This window comes from Ornithinimicrobium kibberense, assembly GCF_006519705.1.
Lineage (GTDB): Bacteria > Actinomycetota > Actinomycetes > Actinomycetales > Dermatophilaceae > Ornithinicoccus > Ornithinicoccus kibberensis.
Map to the genome: position 1 here is coordinate 141604 of NZ_VFXM01000004.1, position 19111 is coordinate 160714.

A 19111-nucleotide genomic window follows, 5' to 3' on the forward strand; every position below is an offset into this window, starting at 1 on the left:
CGCGTGCAGGACGTCCCGACCGCCGAGGTGCCGATGGAGGTACGCATCGAGTTCGCGCACGCCGCGCTGCAGCACCTGGCCGACCGGGAGGGGGTCGACCTGCTGCACATCAAGGGGATCGCGTTCGAGCCGCTGTGGCGCTCGAGGGCGTCGGGGGGCAGCGACGCGGACGTGCTGGTCCGGCCGAGCCAGGTGAAGCGGTTCGTGGGGGCGGTCGAGGCCGCCGGGTGGCGCCGTCGCTCGAGGTTCCGCACCGGGTCGCCCTTCGGGCACGCCCAGACCTACTGGCACGACCACCTGGGGTATGCCGACGTGCACCGGTTCTTCCCCGGAACCAGGCCCGGCGACGCCGCGTTCGACGTGCTCTGGTCGAGGCGCCAGGTGCGAGACCTGGCCGCCGTCGGCTGCCCGGTGCCGGACGAGGTAGGGCAGGCCCTGGTCTTCGCGCTCAACGAGGCCCGTAACGGGGCCACGGTGCGCACCTCCCCCCGGCTCGCCGAGCTGGCCGACGATCCGGGGCTGGGCGGCGAGGTCGTGGCGCTCGTCCCGCAGGTGGGTGCAGAGGTGGGCTGGGCCGCCGCCCTGGACGAGCTGGACCGGGTCCGGGATCACCGCGAGCACGACCTGTGGCACGCGGTCTCGCGGGACGGGAGCCGGGTGGCCGAGTGGCGGGCCCGGGTCAAGGCCCAGCCCACGGTCTTGCACAAGGTAGGCCTCGTCGTACGGGCACCGATGGTCAACACCGAGCACCTGGCGAACACCCGTGGGCACGAGCCCACCGCCTGGGAGGTCGCGGTGGAGTTCTTCGACCGTGGCCGGCGGGCGGCCGTCGAGCTGTGGCGCGCCCGACCGGGCGGGCCGCGGTGAGCCCCGGACAGGCCCGGTGGGTCCTGGCGGACGGGTGGGGGATGGTGGACCGGCCCGAGGACGGGGAGCACGGGGGGAGGGTCTACCTCGCACCCGTGCGCACGGGTGAGATCCACGTCGTGACCGGGGCGGCAGCGGTCGTTGCCCGGTCGTCGCTGTTCAGCACCGATCTGCCGGAGCTCCGCGACCGGACGGCCGACGCCCTGCAGGTCACCCCGGAAGAGCTCGACGACGAGGTCCTGGTCGAGGTGCTCGACGACCTGCAGCGTCTGGGCGCGGTCGTCGGTCGGCCGGTCTAGCTCTGGTCGGCCCGTTCGTCGATGCGCCGGCGGCTGCGGGCGCGGAACTCCAGCCCCTCGCTGCTCTCCGTGAGCCTGGCCCGGTCGGCCCGGGCCCGGGCCGCCGCCTCGGCGTGCGGACGGGACGCCTGCATGCGCCGGTCGCGCCGGCTAGGGCGACGGCGGCGCTTCCTGGCGCCCTCGGGGCGGGTGGGGGCGTCGTCCCCGTTGTAGTAGTTGTAGTAGGCGCTCGGCTGCGGAGGGGACTTGGTCAGCACGAACCCGGCGATGTGGGTCTCGGTCGTCTCCAGGGTGCGCAGCGCCTCGGACAGATGCCGCTTGCGGGTCTCGCCCGAGGCGACGATCAGCAGCATCCCGCCGGTGAGCTTCTCGATGACCATCGCGTCGGTGACCGGCAGGACGGGCGGGGTGTCGACGAGGATGAAGTCGTAGTCCTCGCTGAGCCGGTCGAAGAGGTCCTGCATCTTGGTCGACCCGAGAAGCTCGCTGGGGTTGGGCGGGGTCTCGCCGGAGGCCAGCACGTGCAGGTTCGTGCCGCCCCACCGCTGGACGACGTCCTCCAGCTCGGCGTCGCCGAGGAGCACGGTGGTGAGGCCGACGGCCCCCTCGAGGCCCATGTTGGTGGCGACCGAGGGGTGGCGCAGATCGGCGTCCATGAGCAGCACCTTGGTCCCGGCGTCGGACATCGCCAGGGCCAAGTTGATCGCCGTCGTCGTCTTGCCCTCCCCGGGCAGCGTCGAGCTGACGACGAAGGAGTGCTTGCCCGTCGTGACGTCGACGAACATCATGTTGGTCCGCAGACGACGGACGGCCTCGGCCTGCGGCCCGAAGGGGTCGATGTCGAGGTAGAGCGCGTGGGGGTCGTCGTCCTTGCGGTAGGGCACGCTGCTAAGGACCGGGCGGTCGGAGAGGGCGTCGATGTCGCGCACCTCTCGGACCCGCTGGTCGAGGGCCTGGCGGGCCACGGCGAAGGCGACTCCGAGGAGCAGTCCGGCGAGCGCGCCGAGGGCGAGGTTGCGCACCGGGTCGGGCTCGATCGGGCGGTTCGGCACCGATGCTGGGACGATCGTCTCGGCGCTGACCGACTGACCACTGGTGGCGAGCATGGGTGAGAAGTTGCGCGCGACCGCCGCGAGCTGCTGCGGCACCGCGGTCGCGGCGTCGGCGGCGACCTGGGCGTCGTGCGCCCGCACCCGTACGTCGAGCAGGGGGGTGTCGCCGGAGCGCTCGGCCGAGACGTTGAGCATGGTGCCGGGGGCGACCCCGAGCTGCTCGCGGACCGGGTCCAGCACGATCGGGGAGGTGGCCACCTGAATGACCGTGGCCAGCTCGGCCGCCGGCATGTTGTAGACGTTGGCCGAGTCGCTCTGGTTGTTCGCCAAGAGGTAGACGCGGGTGGAGGACTCGTAGATCGGACGGGTCTGCAGGGTCGCCAGGGCCGTGGCCGCGACCACCACCAGCATCGTCGCCAGCACCAACCTCCACCGCTGGCGCAGCGTGGTGAGGAAGTCACGGACGGTCACGGGGCCCTCCTCCCGTCGACGAAATCACCCGTATCCTACCCGTATGCGCGTCCTCCGCCTTTTCCACAGCGGGGTGATGACAGCCTGGAGAGCCAGGGAGCGCGAGCTGCGTCGGCTGGGGCACGACGTCCGTTTGCTCTCCGCCCGTCGGTGGGACGAGGGGGGCGCCGTCGTCACCCTCCGACCCGACCCCCGGGAGAAGGACGTAGATGTGGTCCCGGTCGCCACGGTCGGACGCCACCCGGCCCTGTTCGCCTACGACCCGCGGCCGATCTGGCTGGCCTTGGGGGAGCGGTGGGACGTGCTCGACCTGCACGAGGAGCCGTTCGCCGTCAGCACGTTCATGACGCTCGTGATGCGCCGGCTCCGCCGCAACCGGGCGCCCTACGCGCTCTATTCCGCGCAGAACATCGACAAGCGCTACCCGATCCCCTTCCGCTGGTGGGAGCGGTGGGCGCTGCGGCACGCACGTGCAGTCATCGTGTGCAACACCGAAGCGGGGGAGATCTGCCGGCGGAAAGGCTTCCCCGGTGTGCCCGACATCATCCCGCTGGGGGTCGACGTCGACCGGTTCTCCCCGGCCGACCGGCAGCCCCCGGCTGCCGATGCTCCGGTGCAGGTCGGGTATGTCGGTCGCCTCGCCCCGCACAAGGGGGTCGACGTGCTTTTCGACGCCGTGGCCGCCCACCCCGAGCTGGAGCTGACCGTGGTCGGTGCCGGACCCCAGGAGGACGAGCTGCGGCAGCGGGGTGACGAGCCTGGGCTGCGAAAACGCGTGCATTTCGCCGGCACTGCGACCCAGGAGGAGCTCCCCGGTCTGCTGCAGCAGATGGACGTGCTGGCGGTGCCGTCGCTGACCACGCCGGGGTGGGTCGAGCAGTTCGGCCGGGTCGTCGTCGAGGCGATGGCGGCTGGTGTGCCGGTCGTGTCGAGCGACAGCGGGGCGCTGCCCGATGTCGTCGGGGAGGCGGGACTGGTGGTGCCGGAGGGCGACCCGGCCGCCCTGGGGGAGGCGCTGCTGCGCGTAGGCCGTGAGCCCGGGCTCTGGGAACGGCTGCGTCAGGCTGGTCTGGAGCGGGCGCACGAGTGTTCCTGGGAGCAGGTGGCTCAGCGCTACGACGAGGTCTACCGTCGTATGACGCACTCGGCCCGCGGCGAGGTGGCTGACACGACCGACCCGGAGGTGGTCGTCGTGGCCTACGGCTCGGCCGGGCTGCTCCGCGCGGCGCTGGAGCCGGTGCGCGAGCTGGACGTGACCGTGGTCGACAACTCCTCGCTGCCGGAGATCCGAGAGCTGTGCGACGAGCTGGGGGTGCGCTACCTCGACCCCGGGTGGAACGGCGGCTTCGGCGCGGGCGTCAACCACGCGCTGGCGCACCGGGTGCGGCCCGGGTCCGACGTGCTGCTGCTCAACCCCGACGCGGTGGTCTCGGTCGAGGGCGTGCGCGCGCTGCACCGTGCACTGAGGGCGGAGCCGGACCTGGCGAGCGTCGCGCCCGGCCAGGTGGACGACGACGGGAGGGCGGCGCGGGTGGCGTGGCCGTTCCCGACGCCGGTGCGCTCGTGGGTCGAGGCGGTGGGGCTGGGCAGTGTGAACGACCGGCGGCAGGACTACGTGATCGGCTCGGTGCTGATGCTGCGCGCAGAGGCGCTGGCGCAGGTCGGAGGCATGGACGAGGACTTCTTCCTCTACGCCGAGGAGACCGATTGGGCGCGCCGCGCCGCGCTGATGGGCTGGCGGCACCGGCTGGTCCCGGAGGTGACGGCGATGCACGTGGGGGCCGCGACCTCGAACGACCCGGTGCGGCGGGAGACGTACTTCCATGCCGGCCAGGAGCGCTACCTGCGCAAGCACTTCGGCGAGGCGGGCTGGCAGGCGGCCAGGGCGGCCCAGTGGGCGGGTGCCGCGGTGCGGTCTGTGGTGCTTCCCGGCGAGCGCGGACGTGCCGCGCGGGAGCGTGCGGCGCTGCTGCGGCAGGGTCCTCGACGGGTCGAGCGGGAGCGCTTCCCTCGACCTGAGCGGCCCGCACGCGAGATGGTGGGTCCATGACCGTCGGCTGGCGCGAGATTCTGGAGCGCGTGGGCGTCGGCGCCCTCGTCGTCGGCGCCCTCGTGCTTACGCTCGGCGTCGCCTGGCTCGTGCCGGAGCAGCCGATAGTGGCGCTCGGTGTCGCGGCGCTCGTGCTGGTGGGGATCGCAGCCCTGGTGCAGCCGGTGACGCTGCCGCTGCTCGCGATGCCGATGATCGTGGTGGTGGCGCGCGCGGCTGGTGGAGGCGTCGACCTCACCGTGTCCGACGCGATGCTCGCGCTCGCGTTCTGGCCGGCGGTGCTGCTCTCGCCGCGACCCTTCAGCCCGGAGCTGCGCTCCCTGCTGTGGCTCAATGTCATCTATCAGGTGCTGACGCTCTTCACGTTGATCGCCAATCCGTTCACGGCGAACACGGTCGAGTGGTTCCACGCCTGGCTGCTCGTGTCGGGCGCGCTGCTCGTGGGGTGGGCGGTCGGTGCGAGCGGGCACGCCAGGCTCGGGTTGTCACTTTTCCTGGTGGCTTGTCTGCTGCTGGCTGTCCCCACGATCGCCCAGGGGCTGCTGCAGTATGCGAGCGGCAACTTCAGCGCGGTCTACCCCCGCTACCCGTGGCCGATGCACAAGAACTTCATCGGCACGCTCCTCGTCTCGCCGGCCCTGATCCTCTACGCCCGGCCGTCCTGGCTGGGCTGGGGCAAGCGGTGGGCGCTGCCTGCCTTCCTGGTCATCCTCGGAGCGATCGCGGTCTCCCAGTCGCGTCAGGCCATGGTCGGGCTGGCCGTCGGCCTGCTGGTCGTCTCCCTGCGCAAGCACGACGAACGACGGCGGGCCACGATCGCGATCGCTGCGATCGTGCCCATCGGCTACGTGATCCTCACCATGATCAGGGACCAGATCGCCTCGGGCAACGAGCACAACTCGTGGTTCCAGAGGCTGGAGTGGTATGTCGACTCCTTCCAGATCTGGACGCAGTCGCCCTGGGTCGGGCACGGGCTGCGCTACTGGACGCAGCCTGGCGCCCCGGGAGCGTTCCAGCCGCCGAACGCCTTCCTGGAGGTGGCTGCCTCGGCGGGCCTGGTCGGGCTCGCCGGCTTCGTGGTGCTGTGGGTCGGGACCCTTGTCGTGCTCTTCCGGATGGACGCGGCCTTCGGCACCCTCGCCCTCGCGCTGGCCCTGTCCCGAATCGCGGTGGCGCAGTTCGACCTGTTCTGGGTGAGCATCTCCGTCTCCGTGCCCTTCCTGCTGATCGGTGTGTGCCTGGGTGTCGGTCATGGGCACGGGGTCAGGGGCACGGCGTCCAAGCAGAGCGATGCTGTCGGGGTGGGTGGATGATCATCCTGCAGATCTCACCGGAGTTCGAGGCAGGGACCGGTGTCGGGGGCGTGGTGCACTGCCTCGAGGAGGCATGGCGTGGCAAGGGGCACGACGTGCGGCGTTTCGGCCCGGAGGAGGCGGGCCTCCACTGGCTGACCGGAACAGGCAGCGGCATGGTCGGCCGACTGCGCCACATGGTGCGGGTGATCGCGTTCAGCACCGTCGGAACCGCCCGAGCGAAGAGGGCAATCACCCAGCTCCCGGATGACGCGGTGGTGATCTGCCACAACGACGCGCTCGTCGGTGATGTGTATGTGAACCACGGGATTCTCGAGATGGCGATGCGGGCCCGCGGTCACTACCGGTGGCGGATGGTCCGCAATCCCCTGCACCTCTTCACGGCGGCCCGAGATCGGGTGCGCTACCGGGCGAACGTCCATCGGGTCGTGGTCAACCTGACGCGCGCCGACGAGGACGCGCTGCGTCGGGTGTACTCGAGGATTGCCCCTCGGACCGTGGTCATCGGCAACGGTGTCGACATAGGTCGGTTCCGGCCGCCTACCCCCGAGGAGCGGCTCGAGGCACGGTCTCGTCTCGATCTCGACCCCGAGTCGCTCGTCACTGTCTTCGTGGGCAACGAGTTCGAACGGAAGGGCTTGTTCCCGCTCGTCGAGGCCGTTTCAGCGGCACACGAGCGTCATCATCTCGTCGTCGTCGGCGGAACTCCAGACATGCTCGACCATCTGGGGAGAGTGGCCCGACAGCACGGCCTCGACCGCCGGCTGCACGCCGTCGGTCCCCACGACCCGCTGCCCTACCTCTGGGCGGCCGATCTCCTCGCCCAGCCGAGTGCCTACGAGTCCTACGGACTCGTTGTCACCGAGGCGCTCGCCGCTGGGGTTCCCGTGCTGTCGACACCGGTCGGGGTCGCCCCGGACGTGATCGACGACGGAAGCAACGGCTTCCTCACCGACGGAAGTGCGCAGGACATCGCGGCAGCTCTGGCTCGGCTCAGCGTCGCGGACCTTCCCGCCATGCGACTAGCAGCTCGCCAGAGCGTTGCCGGCCACACCTGGGACCGCATCTCCGACACCTACCTCGGTCTCTTTGCAGATCTCGTGCGCGCAGAGGTGTCCTGAGTGCGGATCGTGCACGCCGTTCGGTCGGACGGGTTCTCTGGGGTCGAGCGCCATGTCGCGACGTTGGCGGCGGCACAGTGCCGGGTCGGACACGCAGTGATCGTGATCGGTGGCGACGAGTCGATGATGCACTCTGCCCTTGCCGACACTTCTGTCCGGACCATCCAGGGACGCACGGTGACCGAGGTGGCGCGGAACCTGCGCCGGATCCGTCGTGCCGACATCGTGCACGCCCACATGACGGCTGGCGAGCTGGCGGCCAGCGTCGCGGCCACCAGCCCGATCGTCGTGACCCGCCACTTCGCGCGAGCCAGAGGTGCTACCCCGGTCGGCCGGCTGTCCGGCGTCGTGATCCGCCGACGCGTGGGTGCGCAGATCGCCATCAGCCGCTACGTCGCCGACCGCATCGACGGTGAGGCGACGGTTGTCTACCCGGGGGTGGAGCCGGTGGCCACGACCTCGGTCGATCGGCGGCCGGTGGTGCTCGTGGTGCAGCGTCTGCAGCCGGAGAAGAGCACCGACGTCGCCCTCCGAGCGTTCGCTGCCGGAGCGCCGTCCGGGTGGACGCTGCAGGTCGTGGGTCGAGGGGCCGAGCTCCCCGCGCTCGAGGCGCTGGCCGAGGAGCTCGGCATCTCTGGCCGGACAGATTTCCTGGGCTTTCGTGATGACGTTCCCGAGCTGATGCGCGCCGCGTCCGCCCTGATCGCCCCGTGCGCGGTCGAGGGGCTGGGACTGAGCGTCCTCGAGGCCATGGCGCACGGCCTGCCCGTGCTCGCCAGCTACGCCGGCGCGCACCCCGAGACGGTCGGGCTGGCCGACGACGCGCAGCTCTTCGCGCCGGGGAGCGTCGAGGACGCCGGCGCGATGCTCGCCCGACTCTGCACAGACGCAGCGTTCAGGGACGGGTATGGCGAGCAGCTCGCGCAGGTGCAGCGGGCCGACTTCACCCCGGAGGCTCAGGCGGCCGGCACCGAGGCGGTCTACCGGGCGGTGCTGGGGTGACGGACCTGGTCGTGATCTCGCTCGAGGTGTGGGACGAGGTCTGGCGCCGCAACCAGCACCTCGTCGCCGGGCTGCTGCGGGCTGGGTATGTTGACCGCGTCCTCTTTGTCGAGCCCGCGGTGGATGTCCTGCACAGCCTGCGGCACCGTCGCCGCCCGGAGCGGCCCGGCCTGCGACAGGTCCACCTGGAGGGTGTGGCCGGCGAGGTCTGGGCCCTGCGTCCGGTCAAGTCCTTGCCGCGCAGGATCGACCGTGGCGGGGACCTGCGGCGCGCCAGGGCCATCGCGCGGACGGCCCGTCGGCTGGGGATGAAGAGCCCCGCCCTCTGGGTCAACGACCCCGGGGGCGTCGAGGTGCTCGAGCTGACCGGGTGGCCCGCGCTCTATGACATCACGGATGACTGGCTGGTTGCCGACCGTCCGGCGGCAGAGCTGGACCGGTTGCGTCGCCAGGAGGGAAAGCTCTTCGCGGAGTGCCGCGAGGTCGTCGTGTGCTCCGAGGGTCTGCGGCGCTCCAAATCGGGGCAGCGGGAAGTCGTGCTGATCCCCAATGCGGTCGATCTCGAGCCCTACCGGTCTCTGCAGGCGCGGCCCGCTGACCTGCCGTCCGGCCCGGTCGCTCTCTACCTGGGCACCGCGCATCGGGACAGGGTTGACGTGGAGCTGTGCCTCGCGACTGCCCGCAGGCTGGCGGAGCGAGGCAGTCGTCCGGACGGAGCGGGGTCTGTGGTCCTCGTCGGACCGGCACCCCTGCCGCTCGCCGATCTCGCTGCACTGCGCGACGCAGATGTGCTCGTCCTCGGCCCCCGCCCGAGAGAGCAGGTTCCCGGCTACCTGCAGCACGCCGACGTGCTGCTCGTGCCCCATGTCCTCACCGAGTTCACCGCCTCGCTCGATCCGATCAAGGCTTACGAATACAGGGCTGCGCGCCGCCCCATCGTGTCGACGCCGGTGCCAGGTTTCGTAGACGCCGAGGATCCCCTCGTGGCGGCGGTGTCAGCAGATGAATTTCCCGACGCTGTGGCGAGGGCGGTCGCAGCGCCGGTGACGTGGACGCGCGGGCTACCTGACGACACACCGACGTGGGGCCTGCGGGTGGAGCAGATGGCGACCGTGATCGAGCGGGTTGCGGGAGGCAGCCGTGCGTGACGCTCGACCCGTGACGTTCGTCTCGCACACCAACAAGCCTGGCGGTGGGGAACTGGCGCTCCGCCGCTATCTCGAGGCCACCGAGCTGCCGGTCCGGCTGGTGACGATGGAGACCGGCGGCGTCTGGCAGGGGCTCGACCGCGAGGTGGTGCACGCGCCGGGAGTGCGCGGGCTGCGGAGAGCCTTGCGAGGCGGCGGTCTGGTGGTCGCGAACTCGATGCGCGCAGCCTTCCTCACCGCCCTAGTCGCGCCCCGCAGGACTCGTCTCGTCTACTGGGTGCGGGACGGGCTCACCGACAGCGCCATGTCGCCGCTGGCGCTGGCGCTCACCAAGCATGTGACTCGACGGCGGGTCAGCCACTACATCGCGAACTCGGAGTGGACCGCAGGCACGGTACGCGAGGCTTTGCGGGTCGGTATCGACAAGGTCGACGTCGTCTACTCGATGTGCGGGGTGACCGAGGAGATGCTCGATCGTCCGGCGCGAACGCGGCCTCACACGCCGGTGCGGCTCCTCTTCCTCGGGCGTCTGTCGCCGTGGAAGGCTCCCGACGTCGCGATCCGGGCCCTGGCGTCGTTGCGCGAACTCGGCATCGAAGCCACGCTCACGATCGCGGGAGGGTCCCACTTCGGAGAGGACGGGTATGCGGCGAAGGTGGCCGCCTTGGCTGCCGAGGAGCCGGGCGTGAGCCTGCTTGGGCACGTGGACGACGTACAGGCACTGCTGGCGTCGCACGACGTGCTCGTCCACTGCTCGACGGTGCCTGAGCCGTTCGGGCAGGTGATCGTGCAGGCGCTGGCAGCGGGCGTGCCCCCAATAGCCACCGCCGGTGGCGGCCCGCACGAGTTGTTGGCGGGGAGCGCTACCGACCTCTCGTATCGCGCCGGTGAACCGGCGGCGCTCGCGTCGGGTGTCGTGCGGATCGTCGGACAGTACGCACGCCTGAGTCGTTGGGCGACCCAGCGTGCTCGGAACTTTTCCGATGAACGCGCTGCAGTTCGGACGGACGCCGTCCTGGCTGCGCTGGTCCGAGATCCACGCATTGGGCAGAGAACGCATCCCATCAAGGAGGGCCCGAAGAGATGACCAAGGTCAGGTCCCTCGTGGTACTCGAGGGTCTGGAGGAGCGCATGGTGGTGAACTACGCCGCCATGCGCGAGCACGACATCGAAGTAGAGTTCGCCGGCACGATGTCGCGGCAAGGCTACGCAGTCATGGACGCTACTGACGATCGCACTGTGCTTCGCCGGATTCCGGGTGCGCGAGGTGGCAATCCCTTCAGCCGTCGCCTGCGCAGGGCGATCGACAGGCGCATCGACCCGGACTACGCGTTCGGGCTGCGCGGGTTGGTCGAGGACGTCGATGTCGTCGTCGTCAATGAGTCGCACCTGGCCTCTTCGGCCCAGGTGGCGCAGCTTCGATCGGCGGGCGGATCGTTCCAGATGGTGGTGACGCAGTCGGAGAACATCGCCTTCAACTATGACAACGAACACCGTGCCGCAACGCGCAAGGCTGCCGTGCACGCAGCTGCGGACCTCTTCCTGGCGCGCACACCCCGGACGGCCGAGGCGCTCCAGCTCGAGGGCGTGCCGGCAGACCGGATCGTCGTCCAGCCGTTCGGAGTGGATACGTCGCGGTTCGACCGGGTCTCCCCGCGGCTCGACCTCCGCCAGAGCTGGAAGGCCAACGAGGGCGACGTGGTGTTCGTATACCTCGGCCGACTCTTGCCCGAAAAGGGCCTGGTCCCCCTCCTGAGCGCGCTTGCGAGGGCTCGTCCGGACACCGGGCGTGCGCGTCTCGCGATGGTCGGCTCAGGCGGAGCGGAGCGTCAGCTACGTCGTGCGGTATCGGCGTTGGGGCTGGACGACATCGTGACTTTCACTCCGTGGGTCGCGAAGGAGGACGTGCCCGCGGTGCTCGCCTCCGCCGACGTGCTGGCGATGCCAAGCCTGCCGACTCCCTATTGGGAGGAGCAGCTCGGCTACGTGCTCATCGAGGCGATGGCCGCGGGTCTGCCGATTCTCTCGACGCTGAGCGGCTCGATGCCGTTCGTCGTCTCTGACGCGGGACTGCTCGTCGAGCCATACGATGTTGATGCGCTGGCGCGCGCGATCCGTCAGCTCGCCAGCGATAGCACCCTGCGGCACACGCTCGGCGAGCGAGGTCGATCCCGCGCCCGCTCGGACTTCGACCTGGCGCGGGTGGGTGAGGGTCTTGCCTCGGCGCTGCGTTCTCAACTGGTGAGGTCGACCTAGATGTCGGCTCTCGCTCCACGAGCCGCGGCGCGGCCAACTGCTCTTCAGAGGTAGCGGGCCCACACGGCTGCGTGCTCGGCCGCCGACCGTTCCCAGGTGAATTCGCGCGCTCGGGCGGACCCGCGCTGCACCATGCGGGTGAGCTCGGCATCTCCGGACGTGACGTGCAGGATCCCCTGGGCGAGCCCGTCGGGCGTCGGGTCCACGAGGAGACCGCCGTCCCCGACCACTTCCGGGAGCGATGACGCATTGCTGCTCACGAGGGGGACGCCTGCTGCCATCGCCTCCAGTGCCGGGAGGCCAAATCCCTCGTAGGTCGAGGGAACGACAACGGCCCCGGCGCCCGCCACCAGACTTGGCATCACGTCGTCCGGCAGACGTCCGAGATGTATGACCCGAGGGACCTCGGCAAAGAGCGCGGAGCGGTCGGCGGACCTGGGCCCGGCGAGGGCGAGGGACCAGTCGGGCCGCGCCCCAGCCGCTGCACGCCATGCGGCCGCGAGCCCGGGCAGGTTCTTGCGTGAGGCTGAGCCGCCCGCATAAAGCAGGTAGGGGCCAGGCAGGCCGAGCGATGTCCGTCGACCATGGTCGAGTGGCTGCGGGTCGAAGAACCTGGCGTCCACTCCGTTGTGGACGACGACCGTGTTCTCCAGCCCCAGCAGCCGCTGCGCCTCGGACTCGGTGAAGGCAGACACACAGATCACGGTGTCGGCCGACCGGAGCTCGGCAGGGGCCGCGTCAGCGGGTCGTTCCTCGTCGGGAAGCAGCCAGGCGACGACATCGTGGAGGGTGAGGACGTCTGGGCCCGGAGGAGGTGGAAGGAGCAGGTCCATCCGGTGAACGACGGCGCGACGGGGGTAGACGACCCGGCCGATGGCCCGCCTCGTCCTCGCCGTCGAGCGACCGAGGAGTCCCATCGGGAGGCGCACGGTGCCCGGCAACGGGGAACGGAGGGACCGGGCGACGCTCCGCATCACGCGCCCCTCGGGGCACCGGGCTGTGAGCGCTGACTGCGCGCGGGCGGCGATCGCCTCCTGGTATGCCTGTGCGCCCATGGGGGTGTCGACGGCGGTCGTCGCGATCACGACAGATGCGGTCATCCGTCCAACCTCCCATGTTCCCTCGGGCGCACAGTACCGTGGAGCGCGCCGAAGACATGTGATGAGGAGGTTGGCCGGTGCAGGAGCAGCCGACCGTCGCGTTGATCTCCAGCTCGTTCTTTCCTCACATCGGAGGGGTCGAGCAGCACACCGCACAGGTGGCGCAGGAGCTGCTCGCACGCGGGCACCGTGTGGAGGTGTGGACGGTCGACCGTGGTGAGGCGCTTGGTATCAGGACGCTCGACGGCGTGAAGGTCCGATACCTCCCCAGCCCACTGCCCAGGAGTTCCCCTCGGGGTTTTCTGCGGTGGGCGGTCGAAATCCCGGTCGCGCTACGACGATGGGTCCAGGCGTATCGGTCGCTGCGCCCAGACGTGTTGCACGTGCAGTGTTTCGGGCCCAACGGCATCTACGCGCACCTGCTCAGCGGGCTGACACGGACTCCCATGGTTGTCTCTAGTCACGGCGAGACTCTCGCCGACGACCACAACGTGTTCGAGCGGTCCGTCGTCCTTCGCACCGGCCTGAAACGAGCCTTGCGCGGCTCTGAGGTCGTCACAGCCTGTGCACCCGGCGTGGCCGGAGACCTGCGGGAGCGGTTCGAGGCGGTGAAGGTGACGGTCGTGCCCAATGGTGTTCGCCTCGGCCGACCCACGTCCCGACCACCCCGAGAGGAACGTCGAGCGGTGATCGCCGCCGGAAGGCTCGAGGACAACAAGGGCTTTGATCTGCTCATCCGTGCCGTCCCGCTGCTGCCCGCGCGGACCGTGCTCACGATCGTCGGTGACGGTAGCCGGCGGCAGGCCTTGGTGGAACTGGCCCGACAGCTGGACGTGGCGGACCGCATCCATCTCGTGGGAGCACGCGGCCCCGACGAGGTCATGGAAGCGATGGAAGACGCTGACGTCGTGGTTGTCCCGAGTCGCAAGGAGGCCTTCGGCCTGGTCGTTCTGGAGGCGTGGGCGGCAGGTACGCCCGTGGTGGCGACGTCGATCGCTGGGCCAGCAGACTTCGTGACGGACCGCTACGACGGGCTTCTCGTCGATCCACGGGACCCTCGCGAGCTGGCCGCTGGAATCACACAGTTGCTCGACGACGACGCGTTATGGCGCACGCTGGCTGAGGGGGGCACGAGGACGGTCCGTAGCTACAGCTGGGAGGCAGTGGTGGACCAGTACCTCAGGCTGTATCGGGGTATTGGCCAGGTCCGGCCGCATACTGGTGCCTGATGGAGGCATCGATCGGTGGGGCACCACACGACAAACCTGCTGTCGGGCGCACGGGCGACCGAGGCGAGACGGGTGACCCGGCGAGAGAGGACCGCGTGACAGAGACGTCCTCGGGAAGCCCTCCCCTCGATCGGGGCCAGCTCCAGCACCGTGCCATTCGCGGGGCCCTCTGGACCGGGCTTCACACCCTCGTTTCACTCCCCATCGCGTTCGCCGTCAACATCCTCCTGGCGCGCGTCCTGGGCGTGGAAGGGTACGGCCGACTTGCCTACCTCACGACGGTGATCACGCTCGCCGGTGTCATCGCCGGGATGGGGGTGACCACGGCATTGATCCAGTTCGGAGCGAAGGACCACGCAGCCGGCCGTGTCTCTCACGTCCAGCGCTACCTCTCCGGCGCACAAGGCTTCCGGTTGCTGGTGTCGGGCCCCCTGGTCGCGCTCGCCGTGGTGGCCCTGGTCAAGGTGGAACTCTGGCTGCTGGTGGTTGCTCTCGTCTTCGGGGTGGGAGCACCAGCACTCCTCGGGAATGCCAGGCCCGCCCTGACCATCGAGAACCGCACCGACCGGACCGCCCAGCTCACGATGATCGGCAACCTTCTCACGCAGACGGCCGTGGTGGTCGCCGTCCTCGCAATCGGCTCGGCGGACTCCGTCTGGAGCGCTCGGGTGATCGCCAGCGGTGTCCTGCTTGCTCTACCTCTGCTCAGCATCTCGCGCCGCTACCGCCGAGCCGTCCTCAGACCGCGAGGACCCTGGACACTGCCCCGCAACTTTTGGCGCTTCGCCGTGCCCACCGGTATCGCAGGGATCCTCGGCGCGCTGACGAGCAACCGGATCGAAGTCGTCCTCCTGGACTGGTTTGCAGACCCGGTAGCGATGGGAGTCTTCAGTCTGGCTTTCGGGCTGGCCGGGCACGTCTACGCACCCGCGCAGGCCCTGGTGGGTCCTTTGCTGCCGGCCGTATCAGGACTGTCTGAGGTGGACCGCCCCGCCGTGCGGCACGCCTTCCTGCGGACTTCGCGAGTCACCAGCGCAATCGGTGGCCTGTTGGTGGCTTGTGCCCTTCCCGCTCTGGCGGTCTTGGTCCCTCTGATCTATGGCGTCGACTTCACGCTCGCCCGTGACCATGTCATGGCGCTCGGCGTCGCCAGCGGGGTCACTCTCGTCGGGAGCCCTCACTACGCCTTCCTGATGGCCAGGCTCGGAGGCCGTCGCGTGCTCTGGATCAGCGTCGTCACCCTGGTCGTCAACATCGGGCTGGGTCTGCTCCTCATTCCCTTGATCGGGGTGTGGGGCGCGACCATATGCTGCGTCGCGGCCATGCTCGCGCGGACCGTGTTGGTGAGCATGGGCGAAGCTCGCGCTCTTGGACTATCCCTAGGCGACATCCTCCACAACGTCGGCGGGATGGTGGTCGGCATCCTCGTCTCGACCCTGGTGTGGCTGGTCGTACGGGATGCCGAACTTTCACCGGTTCCTGTGGCCATCGGAGCAGGGTCGGCGGCCGCAGTGGCGCACCTTCTTGTGGTGCGGTTCGCGCGCGTCGGGATGTCACCTGAGGACGTTCACGCCATCGTCCGTGGGCTGCCGAGCTGGATCCGCCGCCCAGCCCGAGGTGCGCTGGGGCTGACCGCGCATTATCAGAGGGCCGGGAGGTGACCATCCCGCGCGGCAGTCGACCGGGCATGACATTCCTCTGCTTCACTCCTGGGCGTGGCATCATGGGGGCCGTCACCCACAGGCGGTCGAAGCAACGTGCGTCTCGAAAGCAAGAGTTCATTCAAGGCGAGCGCAGGAAGCGGGAAGGAGCGCAGCATGGCCTCCTCGATACTTGACGTCATAGAACATGACGTGTGCGTGGGATGCGGCGCCTGCGTCCTCGCTGCGGGCGATGGGGCGAGGCTGCGGCTCACCGAAGATGGCCGCTACGTCGCCGACCTGTCAGCGGTGGACCTCGCCCAGGAGTTGACTGCTTCCTCAGTGTGCCCGTTCAGCTATGACCGTCAGGATGTCGACGCTTTGGCCTCGCTCCAGGAGTGGAGAGCACTCCCTAAGGACACGGCGGTCGGTCACCGGCTGGCCGTCTATACGGGGCGTATCCGGTCGAGGACGCAGATCGTCGACAGTAGTTCGGGCGGTCTGACGACCTGGCTGCTGCGGAGCCTGCTGGAAAAAGGTCTGGTAGACGGCGTCATACACGTGGGTCCACAAGAGCGCGATGCTGAAGGCGTGCTCTTCTCCTACCGCGTCTCGACCACGGTCCAGGAACTCGAGGTTTGCCGCAAGTCGCACTACTCGGCGACGAACTATGTCGACGCCGTCAGAGCCATCCGCGGAAACGGCAAGAGATATGCCTTCGTAGGTGTCTCTTGTTTCGTCTCAAGTCTCCGACAGCTCACGGCCCAGGACAGTGTGCTTCGCGCTCAACTGCCCTTCTTCGTCGGACTCGTCTGCGGCCACCTCAAAACCCAGCGATATGCAGCATCCTTGGCCTGGCAGGTCGGCGTCTCGCCAGCTGACCTCGACCAAGTAGATTTCAGGGTCAAGGTTGCAGGGGCGCCCGTGTCGAGCTACGCCTTCGGCGCGCGTGGACGCGGCGAAGACAGGCTACGGGTTATCAAAAATCGGGAACTTGTCGGTACAAACTGGGGCCATACGGCCTTCCAGTTGAAGGCATGCGACTTCTGTGACGACATCTTCGCCGAAGCCGCAGACATCACCTTCGGTGACGCCTGGCTGCCGCAATTCAGCTCTGACTGGGAGGGCACAAACATGGTTGTGTCGCGCGACAATGTGCTCGATTCGATACTTCGGGAAGGGCGTGATCGCGGTGAGATCGTCCTGGACCACTCATCCCCCGACCAGGCGCTCGCGTCTCAGGGCGGCAACTTCAGGCACCGACGTTCAGGCCTGGCCACGCGTGTGACGATGGACCGGGCCCGCGGACGCTGGGTGCCTCCGACGCGAGCGTCAACCCTCGATCTCTTCGCGTATGAAGGCGCTCGACGACAGCTTGTGGCGTTCAGACGCACTATGGCAACCGCTAGCCGGGCGTGCTTCACCGTCGCAACGCGCACCGAGCGGCTCGGTGCGTATCTCCTTCCCATGCGCGCCCTCATCGTCGCCTACAGAACGCTTGACCGTCTCTCTCGACGATCTTCTCACGTGCGAGACTCGACCGCCCAAAATATGCGAGTTCGTGTCCGTCAAGGAAGTCGGGAGCGTTGACGCGCGTCGGAATCGTTACGATTAATGATGACCAGAACTACGGGAACCGCTTACAGAACTACGCACTCCAGGAGTTCTTACGAGACCAGGGATTCACTCCCACGACGCTGTTGAACCGCGCGGAAGCCTCAGCTTCGGTCCCTAGGTCCAAACCTGCGCTTCGATACCTCGTTGGTTCGCCGATCCATATCAAAGAATCCTCTCGCACAATAGGCCGCTATCTCCGTGGTGCAGGCATGCGACGGTTCGACCGCCGATACTTGCAGGCGACGGAGAACTGGATCGACCAAGACGCTGACCATCCTGCTCGCCTGGCTGAGTCATACGATCTTTTTGTTGTAGGAAGCGACCAGGTCTGGAACCCCAGGTGGAGAGGTACCGACCTAGACTTCCTGACCTTTGCGCCGCCCGAGAAGCGTGTCTCGTACGCGGCAAGTTTCGGAGTTTCCGCCCTGGCGCCAGAGGTCGAAAGTCGCTACGCTCACCACCTTTCACAGTTGCGGGCAATTTCGGTCCGAGAGATAGAGGGCGCCGAACTGGTGCGAAGGATGACCGGCCGTGAGGTCCCAGTGCATGTCGATCCAGTCTTGTTGCTGAGCCGGGAGCGGTGGCGACGCCTGACCGGTGCGGGGCGTGCTCGGTCTCGGGGGCGGTCCGTGGTGACCTACTTCCTGGGGACGGAGTCAGCAGAGCGGGGGGCGCTAGTTGAGAGGGCGGCCAATCGCCTGCACGCCCGCGTGGTGAGCTTCCTGGACCGCAGCCAGCCCCACCACTATGTGAGCGGGCCGGTCCGGTTCGTCAGGGAGATCGACAGGGCGGCTCTGGTCATCACCGACTCCTTCCACGCTGCAGCATTCTCGATCCTGTTCGGAACCCCCTTCATCGTGATTCCGCGGCAAGGCGTTGACGCCACGGGGTCTCGGGTCCGGACGCTGTTGGGAACGTTCCAGGTAGAAGCCCCAAGTGGTGCCGCCCGCGGGCTGCCGGGCGCGCTCCAGGCCGACGACGCCGCAACGGCGCGGATCCTCCAGATCGAACGTGATCGGGCCGGCGACTACTTCCGTGCGGTCTCATCGACCTGACGCGCGCGAGCGGTCCTGATCCTCTTGCGTATCGCAGTGATGGGCGCCTTGGGCGCGAACGCGGCCAGCCAGGCCAGCTCGGACGCTGCCCCTCCTGGCCTCCCAGACCGAAGGTGATCTCGAGACGCGCGCAACGCCCGCCAGCCTGCGTATCGGTCGTTCGCCTCGTTGCTCACACGGAGATCTTCGACGAGGTCTAGTCGGCCGGCGATCTCCATGAGGTGGCTATGAAACTCGATGACCGTCCTGATACTGCCCGCGAGGTCGTGGTGCCGACGAGTCACGTTGTCTTCATGGGTTCGGTAGTCGCGGAGAACCCCGTCCACATATCTGAAAGCCCCTACATGGGCTAGCCGCAGGACGAGATCTAGGTCCTCCGCAAATCTGATGAGGGGGTTGAATCCGCCGGCAGCCCAGAACGCCTCCCGCTTCACGATCATCGACCCGGCCAGGATGCCGACCGTCCTTCGATAGGTGTCGTGAATATCGCCTTGCCGCTGAGGGTCAATCGCCATGATTTCACCGTGCTCGTCGATCAGTCGCATGCCGGTATAGGTCAAGACAGTCTCAGGCTCCTGAACGTGACGGACGACGTGACTGCTCACCCAGTCGGACGGATAGCGGTCGTCGTCATCGAAGAAGCCGACTAACTCGCCGCGGGCGAGTGCGACGCCACGGTTGCGTCCGACCGAGACCCCCGAAGGGGGCTGTCTCAGGTAGCGAACGTCCTGTCCCAGAACGTCCTGGAGCGCGCCTGGTTCGGGAGACCCATCGTCCACAACAATGAGTTCCACGTGGGGGTAAGACTGGTTCTTCATGCTGGAGAGGCTCTCCTGCATGAACCTTGACCGGCGGTTCGTGACCATCACGAGCGAAACGAGAGGATCCAGC

At 68.6% G+C, this 19111-nt stretch carries 16 protein-coding genes; 13 read left to right on the forward strand and 3 right to left on the reverse strand.

The features are described 5' to 3' along the window. Window positions 1-3 precede the first annotated feature (3 nt). Together FJR00_RS04580 and FJR00_RS04585 are read left to right on the forward strand one after the other, a co-directional pair. On the forward strand, window positions 4-867 hold the full coding sequence (locus tag FJR00_RS04580) for a nucleotidyltransferase family protein (RefSeq protein ID WP_141337659.1): 864 nt from the start codon (window positions 4-6) through the stop codon (window positions 865-867). Then, a complete protein-coding gene (locus tag FJR00_RS04585) occupies window positions 864-1166 on the forward strand; it encodes a hypothetical protein (RefSeq protein WP_141337660.1) in 303 nt (100 codons plus the stop codon). Before FJR00_RS04580 ends, FJR00_RS04585 begins: the two co-directional genes overlap by 4 nt. On the opposite strand, the gene FJR00_RS04590 is transcribed toward FJR00_RS04585, so the two are convergent. Continuing rightward, complete coding sequence (locus FJR00_RS04590) at window positions 1163-2689, reverse strand: tyrosine-protein kinase domain-containing protein (protein ID WP_141337661.1); 1527 nt, start codon at window positions 2687-2689, stop codon at window positions 1163-1165. The genes FJR00_RS04585 and FJR00_RS04590 overlap by 4 nt on opposite strands. A gap of 43 nt (window positions 2690-2732) precedes the next feature. On the opposite strand from FJR00_RS04590, the gene FJR00_RS04595 reads away from it, so the two are divergent. From FJR00_RS04595 to FJR00_RS04625, 7 genes are read left to right on the forward strand one after another with little or no spacing between them, the layout of a single operon-like run. Continuing rightward, window positions 2733-4739, forward strand: a complete 2007-nt coding sequence (locus FJR00_RS04595) for a glycosyltransferase (RefSeq protein ID WP_141337662.1) — start codon at window positions 2733-2735, stop codon at window positions 4737-4739. Further along, the gene (locus FJR00_RS04600) at window positions 4736-6052 is read left to right on the forward strand and encodes an O-antigen ligase family protein (protein ID WP_141337663.1); all 1317 of its coding nucleotides are present in this window, start codon (window positions 4736-4738) and stop codon (window positions 6050-6052) included. Before FJR00_RS04595 ends, FJR00_RS04600 begins: the two co-directional genes overlap by 4 nt. Continuing rightward, on the forward strand, window positions 6049-7173 hold the full coding sequence (locus FJR00_RS04605) for a glycosyltransferase family 4 protein (protein WP_141337664.1): 1125 nt from the start codon (window positions 6049-6051) through the stop codon (window positions 7171-7173). Before FJR00_RS04600 ends, FJR00_RS04605 begins: the two co-directional genes overlap by 4 nt. Continuing rightward, a complete protein-coding gene (locus FJR00_RS04610; RefSeq protein WP_141337665.1) occupies window positions 7174-8175 on the forward strand; it encodes a glycosyltransferase family 4 protein in 1002 nt (333 codons plus the stop codon). Next, entirely contained in the window at window positions 8172-9323 is a 1152-nt protein-coding gene (locus FJR00_RS04615; protein ID WP_181409497.1) for a glycosyltransferase, read from the forward strand. The genes FJR00_RS04610 and FJR00_RS04615 overlap by 4 nt, the downstream gene beginning before the upstream one ends. 10 nt (window positions 9324-9333) lie before the next feature. Further along, window positions 9334-10410, forward strand: coding sequence for a glycosyltransferase family 4 protein (locus FJR00_RS04620; protein ID WP_141337666.1), 1077 nt, complete (start codon window positions 9334-9336; stop codon window positions 10408-10410). Further along, window positions 10407-11579, forward strand: coding sequence for a glycosyltransferase family 4 protein (locus FJR00_RS04625; RefSeq protein WP_141337667.1), 1173 nt, complete (start codon window positions 10407-10409; stop codon window positions 11577-11579). Before FJR00_RS04620 ends, FJR00_RS04625 begins: the two co-directional genes overlap by 4 nt. A 44-nt stretch (window positions 11580-11623) precedes the next feature. Here the strand turns inward: FJR00_RS04625 and FJR00_RS16700 are convergent, their stop codons facing one another. Continuing rightward, window positions 11624-12679, reverse strand: coding sequence for a glycosyltransferase family 4 protein (locus FJR00_RS16700; RefSeq protein WP_141337668.1), 1056 nt, complete (start codon window positions 12677-12679; stop codon window positions 11624-11626). 77 nt (window positions 12680-12756) lie between these two features. On the opposite strand from FJR00_RS16700, the gene FJR00_RS04635 reads away from it, so the two are divergent. From FJR00_RS04635 to FJR00_RS04650, 4 genes are all read left to right on the forward strand, one after another. Next, window positions 12757-13908: a glycosyltransferase family 4 protein gene (locus FJR00_RS04635; RefSeq protein ID WP_141337669.1), complete on the forward strand. Its 1152-nt coding sequence runs from the start codon at window positions 12757-12759 to the stop codon at window positions 13906-13908. Then, on the forward strand, window positions 13908-15569 hold the full coding sequence (locus FJR00_RS04640) for a lipopolysaccharide biosynthesis protein (RefSeq protein WP_141337670.1): 1662 nt from the start codon (window positions 13908-13910) through the stop codon (window positions 15567-15569). The genes FJR00_RS04635 and FJR00_RS04640 overlap by 1 nt, the downstream gene beginning before the upstream one ends. Window positions 15570-15725: 156 nt before the next feature. After that, on the forward strand, window positions 15726-17138 hold the full coding sequence (locus FJR00_RS04645) for a Coenzyme F420 hydrogenase/dehydrogenase, beta subunit C-terminal domain (RefSeq protein ID WP_141337671.1): 1413 nt from the start codon (window positions 15726-15728) through the stop codon (window positions 17136-17138). Beyond that, entirely contained in the window at window positions 17135-18220 is a 1086-nt protein-coding gene (locus FJR00_RS04650; RefSeq protein WP_181409489.1) for a polysaccharide pyruvyl transferase family protein, read from the forward strand. Before FJR00_RS04645 ends, FJR00_RS04650 begins: the two co-directional genes overlap by 4 nt. Here the strand turns inward: FJR00_RS04650 and FJR00_RS04655 are convergent. After that, entirely contained in the window at window positions 18193-19086 is an 894-nt protein-coding gene (locus FJR00_RS04655; protein WP_238330314.1) for a glycosyltransferase, read from the reverse strand. The two genes, FJR00_RS04650 and FJR00_RS04655, sit on opposite strands and share 28 nt — an antisense overlap. Window positions 19087-19111 lie beyond the last annotated feature (25 nt).

Excerpts from the sequence above, each read along its gene's own strand:
- FJR00_RS04595 (WP_141337662.1), top strand. The coding sequence starts at position 2,733 with ATGCGCGTCCTCCGCCTTTTCCACAGCGGGGTGATGACAGCCTGGAGA.
- FJR00_RS04600 (WP_141337663.1), top strand. The coding sequence starts at position 4,736 with ATGACCGTCGGCTGGCGCGAGATTCTGGAGCGCGTGGGCGTCGGCGCC.
- FJR00_RS04605 (WP_141337664.1), top strand. The coding sequence starts at position 6,049 with ATGATCATCCTGCAGATCTCACCGGAGTTCGAGGCAGGGACCGGTGTC.
- FJR00_RS04625 (WP_141337667.1), top strand. The coding sequence starts at position 10,407 with ATGACCAAGGTCAGGTCCCTCGTGGTACTCGAGGGTCTGGAGGAGCGC.
- FJR00_RS16700 (WP_141337668.1), bottom strand. The coding sequence starts at position 12,679 with ATGACCGCATCTGTCGTGATCGCGACGACCGCCGTCGACACCCCCATG.
- FJR00_RS04640 (WP_141337670.1), top strand. The coding sequence starts at position 13,908 with ATGGAGGCATCGATCGGTGGGGCACCACACGACAAACCTGCTGTCGGG.
- FJR00_RS04645 (WP_141337671.1), top strand. The coding sequence starts at position 15,726 with ATGGCCTCCTCGATACTTGACGTCATAGAACATGACGTGTGCGTGGGA.
- FJR00_RS04655 (WP_238330314.1), bottom strand. The coding sequence starts at position 19,086 with ATGGTCACGAACCGCCGGTCAAGGTTCATGCAGGAGAGCCTCTCCAGC.